The organism is Natronohydrobacter thiooxidans (assembly GCF_001884735.1).
In the GTDB taxonomy this organism is placed as follows: domain Bacteria; phylum Pseudomonadota; class Alphaproteobacteria; order Rhodobacterales; family Rhodobacteraceae; genus Roseinatronobacter; species Roseinatronobacter thiooxidans_A.
In genome coordinates this window covers 265,735-278,258 of record NZ_MJAP01000002.1, presented here as the reverse complement: position 1 = coordinate 278,258, position 12,524 = coordinate 265,735, and the positions used below count along the sequence as shown (strand labels likewise).

Annotated in this window: 13 protein-coding genes and 1 riboswitch; of the genes, 3 read left to right on the top strand and 10 right to left on the bottom strand. The window is 66.5% G+C overall.

Features of this window, described 5'->3' with window-relative positions; translation table 11 throughout:
• Nucleotides 1-78: 78 nt before the first annotated feature.
• From BG457_RS02350 to BG457_RS02320, 7 genes are all read right to left on the bottom strand, one after another.
• The gene (locus tag BG457_RS02350; RefSeq protein ID WP_071795368.1) at nt 79-1,032 is read right to left on the bottom strand and encodes a HesA/MoeB/ThiF family protein; all 954 of its coding nucleotides are present in this window, start codon (nt 1,030-1,032) and stop codon (nt 79-81) included.
• The gene (locus tag BG457_RS02345) at nt 1,029-1,625 is read right to left on the bottom strand and encodes a thiamine phosphate synthase (protein ID WP_071795367.1); all 597 of its coding nucleotides are present in this window, start codon (nt 1,623-1,625) and stop codon (nt 1,029-1,031) included. The genes BG457_RS02350 and BG457_RS02345 overlap by 4 nt, the downstream gene beginning before the upstream one ends.
• Nucleotides 1,622-2,383, bottom strand: a complete 762-nt coding sequence (locus BG457_RS02340) for a thiazole synthase (RefSeq protein ID WP_071795366.1) — start codon at nt 2,381-2,383, stop codon at nt 1,622-1,624. Before BG457_RS02340 ends, BG457_RS02345 begins: the two co-directional genes overlap by 4 nt.
• Before the next feature lie 4 nt (nt 2,384-2,387).
• Entirely contained in the window at nt 2,388-2,585 is a 198-nt protein-coding gene (gene thiS, locus BG457_RS02335) for a sulfur carrier protein ThiS (protein WP_071795365.1), read from the bottom strand.
• Nucleotides 2,575-3,540 (bottom strand): FAD-dependent oxidoreductase, encoded by a 966-nt coding sequence (locus BG457_RS02330; RefSeq protein WP_071795364.1) that lies wholly within the window; start codon nt 3,538-3,540, stop codon nt 2,575-2,577. The genes thiS and BG457_RS02330 overlap by 11 nt, the downstream gene beginning before the upstream one ends.
• Nucleotides 3,533-4,336, bottom strand: coding sequence for a bifunctional hydroxymethylpyrimidine kinase/phosphomethylpyrimidine kinase (thiD, locus tag BG457_RS02325; protein ID WP_071795363.1), 804 nt, complete (start codon nt 4,334-4,336; stop codon nt 3,533-3,535). Before thiD ends, BG457_RS02330 begins: the two co-directional genes overlap by 8 nt.
• Nucleotides 4,337-4,390: 54 nt before the next feature.
• A riboswitch (TPP riboswitch) is annotated at nt 4,391-4,492 on the bottom strand.
• A 73-nt stretch (nt 4,493-4,565) separates the two neighbouring features.
• Nucleotides 4,566-5,195 carry a TetR/AcrR family transcriptional regulator gene (locus BG457_RS02320; protein WP_071795460.1) on the bottom strand — a complete coding sequence of 210 codons (630 nt, stop codon included), beginning with the start codon at nt 5,193-5,195 and terminating at the stop codon, nt 4,566-4,568.
• 131 nt (nt 5,196-5,326) lie between these two features.
• Between BG457_RS02320 and BG457_RS02315 the strand changes: the two genes are divergently transcribed.
• The 3 genes from BG457_RS02315 (at nt 5,327) to BG457_RS02305 (ending at nt 9,845) form a co-directional block, all read left to right on the top strand.
• Nucleotides 5,327-7,363 carry an NADH:flavin oxidoreductase gene (locus BG457_RS02315; protein WP_071795362.1) on the top strand — a complete coding sequence of 679 codons (2,037 nt, stop codon included), beginning with the start codon at nt 5,327-5,329 and terminating at the stop codon, nt 7,361-7,363.
• A gap of 167 nt (nt 7,364-7,530) precedes the next feature.
• Nucleotides 7,531-8,766: an aromatic ring-hydroxylating oxygenase subunit alpha gene (locus tag BG457_RS02310; protein WP_071795361.1), complete on the top strand. Its 1,236-nt coding sequence runs from the start codon at nt 7,531-7,533 to the stop codon at nt 8,764-8,766.
• A gap of 5 nt (nt 8,767-8,771) precedes the next feature.
• On the top strand, nt 8,772-9,845 hold the full coding sequence (locus BG457_RS02305) for an FAD-binding oxidoreductase (protein WP_071795360.1): 1,074 nt from the start codon (nt 8,772-8,774) through the stop codon (nt 9,843-9,845).
• A 10-nt stretch (nt 9,846-9,855) separates the two neighbouring features.
• Here the strand turns inward: BG457_RS02305 and BG457_RS02300 are convergent, their stop codons facing one another.
• Genes BG457_RS02300 through BG457_RS02290 form a run of 3 tightly spaced genes read right to left on the bottom strand, consistent with a single transcriptional unit; the run spans nt 9,856 to nt 12,421 of the window.
• The gene (locus BG457_RS02300; protein ID WP_071795359.1) at nt 9,856-10,644 is read right to left on the bottom strand and encodes a LamB/YcsF family protein; all 789 of its coding nucleotides are present in this window, start codon (nt 10,642-10,644) and stop codon (nt 9,856-9,858) included.
• Entirely contained in the window at nt 10,641-11,660 is a 1,020-nt protein-coding gene (locus BG457_RS02295) for a 5-oxoprolinase subunit C family protein (protein WP_071795357.1), read from the bottom strand. Before BG457_RS02295 ends, BG457_RS02300 begins: the two co-directional genes overlap by 4 nt.
• Nucleotides 11,660-12,421 (bottom strand): 5-oxoprolinase subunit B family protein, encoded by a 762-nt coding sequence (locus tag BG457_RS02290; protein ID WP_245770909.1) that lies wholly within the window; start codon nt 12,419-12,421, stop codon nt 11,660-11,662. The genes BG457_RS02295 and BG457_RS02290 overlap by 1 nt, the downstream gene beginning before the upstream one ends.
• Between the last annotated feature and the right edge of the window lie 103 nt (nt 12,422-12,524).

Here is a 12,524-nt window from a genome sequence, read left to right as displayed (position 1 = left end):
CTGCGCGTTGCGGTCAGGTCTCCGGGCGCTTTGTCGCCGGACTCGCGACCGGAGAGAACAGGGGCAGGCCGGTTCGTTTCAGTCGGTCAGGGCGAGCAGGGCAATCTCGCCCGGCCAGCGCTGTTGCAGGTTTTGGCCCGCATTATGGGCGCGCAGGCCCGTGGCGCAGGCGAGCACGACGCGGGCGTTCTCTGGCGGGGACAGGCTGGCTATCGCTTCGGGCGGGATATGGCGGGCTTGCGGGGAGAAGGGCGGGGCTTCGCTGCGCAGGTCGATCAGCATGTCCTGCGCGCGGATCTGGCTGCGGGCGATGAAGGGCAAGGGGGCGGCGGGCTCTGGGGCGTTGTCGAAGCGAAAGCCCGCCATGCGCCATGTGGCGGCGTCGAGACGGAGAAGCTGGCCAAGGGCCGAGGGGGTCAGATCCAGCAGCACCGAGAGCGCCATCTGCGCCTGCAGGGCCCCCAGCGCGCCGACCACTGGCCCCATGACGCCTGCGGTGGCGCAGGTAGCCCCGCGCTCGGGCAGATCGGGGAAGATGGCGCGCAGGCTGGGGGCATGGCCGCAGCATCCGGCGACATAGCCCGCCCGCGCCAGTGCAGAGGCGGTGATCAGGGGCTTGCGCTGCGCGTGGCAGAGATCCGAGAGCGTCAGGCTGGCGGCGAAAGTGTCGGCGCAATCGAGCGTGATATCGGCGGCGGCGATCAGGGCGGGGGCATTGGCCGGGTCAAGCATGTGGCAGAGGGGGGTCACGCGGACCTCGGGGTTCAGGGCCGCGAGCGCACTTGCGGCGGCCTGCGCTTTCGGCTGGCCGATCTGGTCCATGCGGTAGAGGGGCTGGCGGTGCAGGTTGTGCGCGGCCACCGTATCGCCATCGACCAGCGTGATCTGCCCGATCCCGGCCCCGGCCAGATACTGCAGCACCGGCACGCCCAGACCCCCTGCCCCCACGACCAGCACATGCGCGCGGGAAAGCCGTTTCTGCCCCTCTGCGCCGATTTCGGGCAGGATGGTCTGGCGGGCGTAGCGGGTCATGCGCAGACCTTGAGCCAGTCGCGCATCCGCGCTTCGGGATCGGGGTTCAGGGTGATGTCGGTGACGGCAGCGACGATATCCGCGCCTGCGTCAAAAGCGCCCGGCGCGCGCTCGACGCTCATGCCGCCGATGGCGCAAAGCGGGGTCTGGCCCACCAGCCGTTTCCATTCTGTCACCCGCTCCAGCCCCTGTTGGTGCCATTTCATCTGTTTCAGGATGGTCGGGTAGACCGGCCCCAGCGCGATATAATCGGGGGCGAGCGCCAGGGCGCGGTCGAGTTCCGCGTGGTCATGGGTGGAGATGCCAAGCTTCAGGCCCGCGCGGCGGATGGCGGGGAGGTCGGCGGCATCCAGATCCTCTTGCCCCAGATGCAGCCAGTCGGCGCCTTCCTCGATCGCCAGTTGCCAATGATCGTTGATCACCAGCGCGGCCCCGTATTGTCGCGCGAGGGCAAGGCCGAGGCGGATATCGAGGCGCAGCGCATCCGGGTCGCGATGCTTGATGCGCAACTGCACCAGCTTCACGCCCAGAGGCAAGGCGCGTTCCAGCCAGTCGACCGAGTCGAAGATCGGGTAGAAGCGGGGCAAACTCATAGCCATGCCTTTCCAAGCACCGGGGTCGAGGGCTGGGCCATGTCGCGCGGGGCCATCGGGTCGGCCTGTCGCGCCAAGGCCCCGGCCTGCACGGCCAGCGCGAAGGCGCGCGCCATGGCAACCGGATCACCCGCCTGCGCAACGGCGGTGTTCAGCAGCACCGCGTCAAACCCCATTTCCAGCGCATCGGCGGCATGGCTGGGCAGGCCAAGCCCCGCGTCGATCACCATGGGCACATCGGGGAAGGCCGCGCGCAGGCTGCGCAGCCCGTAGCGGTTGTTCAGCCCCAGCCCCGAGCCGATGGGGGCGCCCCAGGGCATGAGCACCTTGGCGCCTGCGTCCAGAAGGCGCGCGGCGAGGATCTGGTCTTCGGTGGTGTAGGGAAAGACCTCGAACCCGTCGGCGGCCAGCGTCTCGGTGGCCTCTAACAGGCCGAAAGGGTCGGGTTGCAGCGTGTCGGCATGGCCGATGACTTCGAGCTTGATCCAGTTGGTTTCAAAGAGTTCGCGCGCCATCTGGGCGGTGGTGATCGCTTCGCGGGCAGAATGGCAGCCGGCGGTATTGGGCAGGAGCGGCACGCCAAGGCCCTTGAGGATCTGCCAGAAGCCCTGCCCCTGCCCGGCCTCGCGCCGGAGCGAGACTGTGGCCACCGCAGCACCCGAGGCGCGAAAGGCGGCTTCGAGCACGGCAGGCGAGGGATATTGCGCTGTGCCCAGCATCAGCGGGTTGGCGAGGGTGACACCGTAGAAATCGCGCATGCGCTCAGCCCCCCTGCATGGGGGCCAGCACTTCCAGCCGGTCGCCCGGTTTCAGTCGGGTCTGGCTGCGGGCGGTTTTGGGGATGAAATCGCCGTTCAGCGCCGTGGCGACGCGGGCTTGCGTCCAGCCCAGTTCTGCGAGCGCATCGGCCAGTGTCGGGCCGGTTATGTCTTGCGCCGCGCCGTTTACCTCAATCCTCATGGAGCAGATCCCCTTTGATGCCTTGTGTCAGATACGCAACCGCCTGCGCGGCCAGCGCGGGGGCCATCAGATAGCCGTGGCGGAACAATCCGTTCAGATGCAGCACCCGCCCGCGCCGGGTGATGCGGGGCAGGTTGTCGGCATAGGCCGGGCGCAGATCGGCGCCGGTTTCCACGAGTTCGGCCTCTGCAAAGCGCGGATCGAGCGCATAGGCGGCGCTGAGAAGTTCCAGCACGGCGCGGGCGGTCGCGCCACGGCGGTCGGTGCTTTCGAGTTGGGTCGCGCCCAGCATGAACAGACCATCCGGGCGCGGCACGATATAGAGCGGGTGGCGCGGATGCAGCAGGCGCAGGGGGCGCGAGAGGCGGATTTCGGGGGCGCGCAGCACGACCATTTCGCCGCGCACCCCGCGCAAGCCGGGAAGGGCGGCAGCCATGCCGCGCGCGTCGATCACCGGGCCTTGGGTGTCTTCGGGCGTGGCCTCGGCCCGTTCGATCTGCACCCCGGCTGCGGCCAGCGCGGCCACCAGATCCGAGAGCGCGCGGCGGGGGTCGAGATGCGCCTCTTTCTTGAAATACAGTGCGGGTTTGTGATGCGCGAGGTCGGGTTCCAGTGCTGCGATATCGTCGATAAGGGCATGACCGGTTGTGCGCCGCGCGAAACGCGCCAGTTCGCCACGGTCGCGTTCAAGCGCCACGACCAGCGAGCCGTGATGAGTGACATCCGTCACCCCGGCCCAGAAGGCGGCGGCGTGCTGGCCATGGGTGACCACGGCAGGTTCGGCCACGGCCCCTTCGCAGAAGGGGGCGAGCATGCCGCCCGCCCACCATGAACAGCCATGCGGGCCCGGCGGGCCGTTACGGTCGATCACGCGGACCTCAAGCCCCGCTTTGCGGGCGGAAAGGGCGGCCCATAGCCCTGCGACACCGGCGCCGATGATGGTGAGATCAGCCATGGCGCCAGACCTTGTGGAAATGATGCACCGGGCCGTGACCTGAGCCGACCGTCAGTTGATCGGCCGCCGCGATCGCGGCTTGCAGATAGGCATGGGCGCGGGTGACGGCCTCTGGCAGCGCCCTGCCCTGCGCCAGACCGGCGGCGATGGCGGCCGAAAGCGTGCAGCCGGTGCCATGGGTGTTGCGCGTGTTCTGGCGGGGCGCGGGCAGGCGGGTGACGCCCGCTTGCGTGACCAACAGATCGACGCATTCCGCCCCCGCGGCATGGCCGCCCTTCATCAGCACCGCCTGCGCCCCCATGGCGCGCAGGGCCTGCCCTTGCCGGATCATCGCGTCCTCGTCATGGGCCACGGGTTCGCCCAGCAGGTCAGCCGCTTCGGGCAGGTTCGGGGTCAGGAGCGTGGCGAGGGGCAGCAGGCGGTCGCGCAGCGCATCCAGCGCGTCGGCTGGCAGCAGCCGGTCGCCGGATTTCGCGACCATGACGGGATCGAGCACGACCGGGACTGCGCGCCCGGCCAGCCCTTGCGCCACAGTCGCAATCGCCTCTGGCCCGCCCAGCATGCCGAGTTTGACCGCGCGCAGGTCGAGATCATCGAAGACGGCGGCGATCTGGGCGGCGATCATGGCGGGGCTGGCCGGTTCCACCATGCTCACAGCGCGGGTGTTCTGCGCGGTCAGCGCGGTGATGACGCTCGCGCCATAGACGCCCAGCGCCGAAAAGGTCTTGATATCGGCCTGAATGCCCGCGCCGCCGCCGGAATCCGAGCCTGCGATGGTCAATGCTATCGGGATCATCTTCGCCCCCTTGCTGCAACACCCAAGGCAAGGGAAACGGGATCTGCGCAGTAAGCGCATGCATGCACCGTTCCCTCCGCCGGTATGATCCGGATCAGGTTCGATGGGTTGGCTTGCGCCTCTCAGCCCCATGACAGGGCACCCCAACGGTTCTGGGGCGGAAGCTAGTCCAAGCCGGTCGTGCTGGCAAGGTGTCGCGCGCGAGAAAAGCCTGACCGGCGCGGGCGGGTCAGGTCGGGCGAAGCCGTGCTTCGAACCGGGCCATTTCGCTGTGACCGGGCGCGAGGCCGGTGAAGGTTTTGACATAGCCCGGCACGCGCGTGAGACGGGTGGCCATGTCTTCGCGTACCTGCATCGAGATATAGCCGATCTGGGTCAGATAGACCGTGCGGGCGCGGACATCGGCCTCTGTCGGGTCAAAACCGAAGCGCAGGAACATCGCGCGGATGGCCGCGAGGCGCGCGTCATCGGCGGCACTCACGCGCGCTTTGACCGCATCGGCCCCCTGCCCCCAGGCGCGCACCGCGAAATCCAAGTCGGGATCGAAGAGATCGGGGTCATAGAAAACGGCGATCAGGTTCAGGATCGCCTCGGCGATGGTTTCGGCATAGGCGTCGCGCGCCAGCACGAAGGCGCCGGTATTGCGCGCTTCCCAATCGTCCAGCAGGGCGTCGAGCAGGGCCTGCCGGTCCTTGAAAAACCAGTAGAAACTGGTGCGCGACAGGTTCAGCTGGCTGGCGAGGGGCTGGATTTTCACGGCCTCCAGCCCGCTCTCCAGCAAGGCGCGGCGGGCGGCATCCAGCCAGAGCGCGCGCGAGCCGCGCCAGCCTGTGGTTTTCTCGGTCTCGGTGTCAGTCATTGATGCGGTTTCCATGGGCGGCAGCATAGGCTGGGCGGCGGGTTGCGCAAGATAAATATACAGGGGTGATCTTTTTCTTGACATAAGTGTACATTTCTTGTGAGCCTTGGGGGCAGCCAAGGAGTTTCCCCATGTCGAGCGACCCTCTCCTCCAGCCCTATCGCCTGAAACATCTGACGCTGAAGAACCGGCTGATGATCACCAGCCATGAACCGGCCTATCCCGAGGACGGGATGCCGAAGGAGCGCTACCGCGCCTATCATGTCGAACGGGCGCGGGCGGGGGTGGCGCTGACCATGACCGCCGGATCTGCGAGCGTCGCGCGCGACAGCCCGCCGGTGTTCAACAATATTCTGGCCTGGAAAGACGAGGTGGTGGGCTGGATGCGCCAGTTGACCGATGAGTGCCACGAACACGGCTGCGCGGTGATGATCCAGCTGACCCATCTGGGCCGCCGCACGCGCTGGGACAAGGCGGATTGGCTGCCGGTGGTGTCGCCGGGATTCGAGCGCGAAGCCGCGCATCGGGCATTCCCGAAAAAGGCCGAGGATTGGGATATTGCGCGGATTATCGAAGATTATGCGGCGGCGGCGGAACGGATGCAGGCGGCGGGGCTCGATGGGATCGAATTGCAGGCCTACGGGCATCTGATGGATCAGTTCTGGTCGCCGCTGACCAATGATCTGGATGGGCCCTATGGCGGGTCGCTCGAGAACCGGCTGCGCTTTACCTTCGACGTGCTGCGCGCGATCCGCAGGCGCTGTGGCGATGCGTTCATCGTGGGGGTGCGCTATACCGGGGATGAAGCACTGCCGGGCGGGTTGACGCGCGAAGACGGGCTGGAGATCTCGCGCCAGCTGAAAGCCAGCGGCATGGTCGATTTCCTGAATGTCATTCGCGGGCATATCGACACGGATGCGGCGCTGACCGATGTGATTCCGGTGCAGGGCATGGCCTCTGCCCCGCATCTGGATTTCGCGGGGGAAATTCGTGCGGCGACTGATTTCCCGACCTTCCATGCGGCCAAGATTCAGGATGTGGCGACGGCGCGTCATGCGATTGCCAGCGGCAAGCTGGATATGGTGGGGATGACGCGGGCGCATATGGCGGATCCCCATATCGTGGCCAAGATCCTGCGCGGCGAGGAGGATCGCATCCGGCCTTGCGTGGGGGCGAATTACTGTCTGGACCGGATTTATCAGGGCGGGATGGCGCTGTGCCTGCACAACCCCTCGACCGGGCGGGAGTTGGAACAGCCGCATGCGATTGCGCGGGGTGAGGTGCCGCGGCGCGTGGTGATCGTGGGCGCGGGCCCTGCGGGGCTGGAAGCGGCGCGGGTGGCGGCGGAACGCGGGCATGCCGTGGTCGTGCATGAGGCGGCGAATGATCCCGGCGGGCAGATCCGGCTGACTGCGCAGACCCCGCGCCGGGCCGAGATGATGCAGATCATCCAGTGGCGCCTTGCCGAATGTGAACGGCTGGGGGTGGAGTTCCGGTTCAATTCCTATGCGGATGCCGCAACGGTGGAAGCGGAGAGCCCTGATGTGGTGATCATTGCCACAGGTGGCTTGCCGCATACCGAGGTTCTGGGCGCGGGCAATGATCTCGTGGTGTCGAGCTGGGATATTCTGTCGGGCGATGTGAAGCCGGGCGCGGATGTGCTGATCTATGATGATGCGGGCGATTATCCGGCGCTGCAGGCAGCGGAGAAGATCGCGGCCACGGGCGCGAAGGTCGAGATCATGACCCGTGACCGCAGCTTCGCGCCCGAGGTCATGGGGATGTCGCTGACGCCTGCGATGCGCGACTTGCAGCAGCGGGATGTGACATTCACGGTGACATGGAAGCTGGATGCCGTGGCGCGCGCGGGCAACCGGCTGATCGCGCGGATCGGCAGCGATTATGGCGGGGTGACACGGATGCGTGAGGTCGATCAGGTCGTGGTCAATCACGGCACCCGCCCGCTGGACGAGTTGTATTTCGAGCTGCGTGAGGGATCGGTCAATCTGGGCGAGGTGGATTACGAGGCGCTTGTCGCGGGTGGCGCCCAGAGCCTGTGCACCAACGCTGCGGGCCGCTATCAGCTCTTCCGTATCGGCGATGCTGTTGCCGCCCGAAACACCCATGCCGCGATCTATGATGCGCTGCGGCTGATGCGGACGCTGTGATGCGCTTCGTGATAGAATATCCCGAATCGCAGCCATGGCGCGAGTGGACCATATTGCGCCGCTTCCGTGCGCGCCTCGCGCGCTGCGCGGGGCGAGAAATTGGCTGAAACAACGCAACCGGATTCTATCAGGAAACCCCTGATCTCTTGCCACGAAAGTCCCCTCCGATGATCAGCAATTCTGACCTGCTGTACCTGCTCATGTCGCGCAAGCCGTGGCATTCGCTGCCGCAAGCTTTCTACAATGACCCCGATGTCTATGACGCCGATCTGCGCGAGATCTGGCAGCGGGACTGGATCTTCGCCGCCCCTGCTGCGGAACTGCCGAAACCCGGCGCCTATATCACGCTGGATGTGGGCACGGCCTCGGTGATCATCGTGCGCGGGGCGGATCGCGTGATCCGGGCCTTTCACAATTCCTGCCGCCACCGGGGCAGCCGGATCTGTTCTGCCGAGAAGGGCAATGCCCCCAAGCTGGTCTGCCCCTATCACCAATGGACCTATGATCTGGATGGCAAACTGCTCTGGGCGCGCGAGATGGGCGCGGATTTCGACCCGTCGCAGCATGGGCTGGGGCTGGTCCATTGTCGCGAGATCGCAGGCATGGTGTTCATCTGTCTGGGGCAGGAGGCGCCCGATACCAGCGCACTGGAGGCACAGGCCGCGCGCTATCTTGGCCCGCATGATCTGGCCAATCTGAAAGTCGCGCATCAGTCCAGCATCATCGAGCAGGCCAACTGGAAACTGGTGCTGGAGAATAACCGCGAATGCTATCATTGCGCGGGCTCGCACCCCTCGCTTTGTGTGACCTTCCCGGATGATCCGAACCTGGTCGGGGCGGATGACAGCACCAGCAGCAATGCGGGCCGCGCCCATGTGGAGCGCTGCGAGGCTGCCGGGCTGCCCGCGAAATATGTGATCGACCCGTCCGAGCGCTGGCGCTTCGTGCGCATCCCGTTTCTGGGCAAGGGGGTCAGCTACACGCTGGATGGCAAGGCGGCGGTGTCGAAACGTGTAGGCAAGGTGCCGTTTGATGATGCCGGGTCGTGCCTGTTCTTCCATTATCCGAACACCTGGAACCATTTTCTGTCGGATCAGGTGCTGACCTTCCGCGTGCTGCCGGTCGGCCCGCAGCAGACGCAGGTCACGACGACATGGCTCGTGCATAAGGATGCCGAGGAAGGGCGCGATTATGATCTGAAACGCCTGACCGAGGTCTGGATCAGCACCAATGACGAGGACCGGCGCATCGTCGAGGAGAACCAGCGCGGGATCAACTCGCCCGGTTATCTGCCCGGCCCCTATAGTCAGGTGCAGGAAGGTGGCGTCAACCAGTTCGTGGACTGGTATTGCCGCAGCTTGCAATCGGCCCTGATGGGCCCACGGCGGATCGCAGCGGAGTAAGCACCATGATTCCGATGCCGACCAAGGACAGCCCCATCTGGCGCGATGATGAGGAACTGGAATGCGTGGCGATCCTGCCCGAAGCGCCGGGGGTCAAGACCTTTGTCTTTCGCCCGCCCTCTGCCTCGATCTTCGTCTATCGCGCCGGGCAGTTCCTGACGCTGGATGTGCCTGCCCCCGGCGGCAATGTGCAGCGGACCTTCACGATTTCATCGTCGCCCGTGACCGCGGCCTATGTCAGCATCACCGCCAAGGTGCAGCCTGGATCGGTGGCCACCCGCTGGATGCATGATCATCTGCAGGTTGGCATGCGGCTGCGCGCCTTTGGCCCGGCGGGATTGTTCCATCTGCCGCCGCAGCCGGACGGGAAATACCTGTTCATCTCGGCGGGATCGGGTGTCACGCCGATGATGTCGATGGCAACCACGCTCTTTGAGCGCGGCGAAGACCCGGATATCTGTTTCATTCAATGCGCCCGCAAGCCCAGCGACCTGATCTTCCGGCGCAGGCTGGAATATATGGCCTCGCGCATCTCGGGGCTGGCGCTGCATTTCGTGGTCAGCCGCCCCGAATCCTACGAGGTCTGGACCGGCTATCGGGGTCAGTTCAACCAGCTGATGCTGGGTCTGATGTGCAGCGATTATCTGGAGCGCGATGTCTATTGCTGCGGGCCGGAAAGCTTCATGACTTCGGTGCGCGAGATCCTGATCTCGCTGGGCTATGACATGGGCCGCTATCATCAGGAATCCTTTCACGCGCCCGCCGAGACCGTGGCCGAGATCAAGGAATTTGATGATCCTGTGCCCGATGACACGGCGCAGGCCGAGATCGTTTTCACGCGCTCTGGTCTGTCTGTCACCTGCACCGAAGGCGACACGATCATGCAGATCGCGCGGGCGCAGGGGTTGCCGGTCGCATCCGGGTGCAATTTCGGGCTGTGCGGCACCTGCAAGACCCGCAAGATCGCGGGCGATGTGCATATGGTCCATAATGGCGGGATCAGCGAGGACGATATCGAGCAGGGCTATATCCTTGCCTGCTGCTCGAAGCCGCTGGGACGGGTCGAAATCGACGCCTGAGCGGGGGGGGTCAAGTGTTTTGTTTTGTGGCGCGCGCGCCCTCGAAGGGGCGCAGCGCGATCCCTTCGGCAGTGAGCCTTGCCCGCAGCGCCTGCGCCAGCGACACTGCGCCGCTGGTATCGCCATGCAGGCAGATCGTGTCGATCCGGGCGGGCAGATGCGTGCCCTCTGCGGTGATGATCGCGCCTGCGCGCAGCATGGCGAGGATCCGGGCGCTGACCTGATCGGCGTCATGAATGACCGCACCGGGCAGGCGGCGATCCATCAGCAGCCCGTCTTCGGTATAGGCGCGGTCGGCGAAGATTTCCTGCGCCATGCGCGCGTTCAGCGCCTGCGCCGCGCGGGCCTGTGCGGTGCCGGAAATGACCATCAGGATGATTTCCGGGTCCACCGCGAGCGCGCCCTGATAGCAGGCGCGGGCCAGTGTCTCGTCTTCAGCCGCCATATTCGCCAGCGCGCCATGCAGTTTCAGATGCCGCACCCTGCCGCCTGCGAGCCGCGCCATGGCCTGCGCCGCGCCCAGTTGATAGGCGACGAGATGGCGGGCCTCATCGGGGGCGATCTGCATCCGCCGCCGCCCGAAGCCCTGCAGGTCGGGCAGGCCCGGATGCGCGCCGATGCCCACCCCCTGCGCCACTGCCTGCGCCATGGCGCGGGCCATCACATCCGGGTCGCCCGCATGGAAGCCGCAGGCGATATTGGCCGAGGTGATCACCCTGAGCAGGTCTGCATCCGCGCCCATGGGCCATGGGCCGAAGCTTTCGCCCATATCGGCATTCAGGTCGATCTGTGTGATCATCCTTCGGTCCTTTCCAGATCATCGCCGCGGGTCACGCCGCTGATCAATTGATAGGCCAGAAGATCGGCCATGTCATGCGGGTCGCGGATCAGGGGGCGCAGATCCGCGCGCAGATCGGCGCGGCGCGCGGTCTCGGCGCGTTCCAGCGCGATGGCCTCTTGCAGCGGGATGAAGCGGAAGCGCAGATCCGCGCCCGCCGGGGCCTGCACCAGTCGCGGCAGGTCCGAGGGCAGCACGGTGGCGATGCGCGGATATCCCCCGGTGGTCTGGCATTCGGCGAGCAGCACGAAGGGCATGCCGTCGCCGGTGATCTGGATATCGCCGGGGGCGATGGCTTCGGACAGGATCGTGAGCCCGGTTTTCAGCCCGAAACCCGGCCCATCAAGGATCAGGCGCTGGCCCATGCGGTTGCCGCGTGTATCCTTGCGAAAGCGGGTTTCGGTGAAGCGCTGGCGGTCGGGTTCGGGGAAGAGGCGCGTTTGCGGGGTTGCCACGATCCGCAGCACCCCGCCGTCAAACCGCGCCTGCGGCGTGATCGCCTGTCCGACCCGCTGGCCCGGATCCGCGCCGAGGGGCAGGCTGTCGCCAGCCGCCAGCATCCGCCCGATGCCCGCTGCCAGATGCGCGGAACGTGCGCCCAGCAGTTTTTCGCACTCCAGCCCGCCGCCGAAACTCAGGTAGCTGTAGCCGCCGGGGCTGCCCGCGAGATCCAGCGTGGCGCCTGCGGGCAGCAGATGGCTGGCCTGCCATGCGAGCGCCGCGCCGTCGCAGCGCGCGCGCATGGGCGCACCGGTCAGGGCGATGCGAACCGGGTTATCCGCGCGCAGGCTGAGATAGCTTCCGGCAATCTCGATCCCGGCCAGCGTGGGGTCCTGGCCGAGAAGCGCCGCCCCCTCGATCAGCGCCAGCCGGTCCATGGCCCCGCCGCGCGACAGGCCCTGCGCCAGATAGCCATTGCGGCCCATATCCTGAAGCGTGACGCCCGGCCCGGCGCGCTGCACTTGAATCGCGGCCATCAGCCCGCCCTTTCCGAGACCGCGCCGCCATTCGGCGCGTCGCGGCGGATCGTCTCGAACTCCGCGCGCGAGACGGGCTGGAACAGCACCTCGTCGCCGGGGCGCAGCAGGAACGGGTCCGGGCGGTCGGGCTGAAACAGGCGCAGCGCGGTCTGGCCGACATGCCGCCAGCCGGTGGGGGTGCTGACCGAGAAAAGCACCATCTGCCGGATCGCCACGGCAAGCGCCCCTTCGGGCACGCGCGGGGTGAGGTCGGTCTGACGGGGCAGGTTCCAGTTTTCGGGCAATTGGCCAAGATAGGGTTGGCCGGGGGCGAAACCGATGGTCTGAACGCGCAAGGGGGCAGCGCAGAGTTCGGCAATCGCGTCCTGGGGGGGAAGCCCTGCCAGTGCTGCGGCCTCTTCCAGTTGCGGTGCAAGTTCTGTGCCAAAGAGGGCAGGCACGCGCCAGAGCCTGCGGGTTGCGGGCAAGGGCGCGTCATACCAGTCGCGGCTTTGCAGCAGTGTTGCGAGGGCGGGGCGCAGGGTTTCGAGATCGCAGGCCGAGAGATCAAGGCGCAGATAGACCGAGGTGAGCGAGGTCGCGGCTTCCTTGAGCCCCGGCAGATCGGCGCCGGACAGGGCCGCATGAAAGGCGAGTGCCGCGCGATTGGCCGGTTCCGTCAGCTCGGAGCCGAAGCTGATCAGCACGCCATCGACGCCAAGCGCATGGATCGTCGGCGCGTCGCCCGTCGCGGATGTGTTCTGCGAGATTGCTGTCACGCGCCCGCCCCTGCCTGCCTAAGCCCTCATTGCATGGCTGGTTATTTATCGACAGAATGTCAACGATTGTCGCGCAGGCGCTGGTGACGGGGGACGGGCCTTG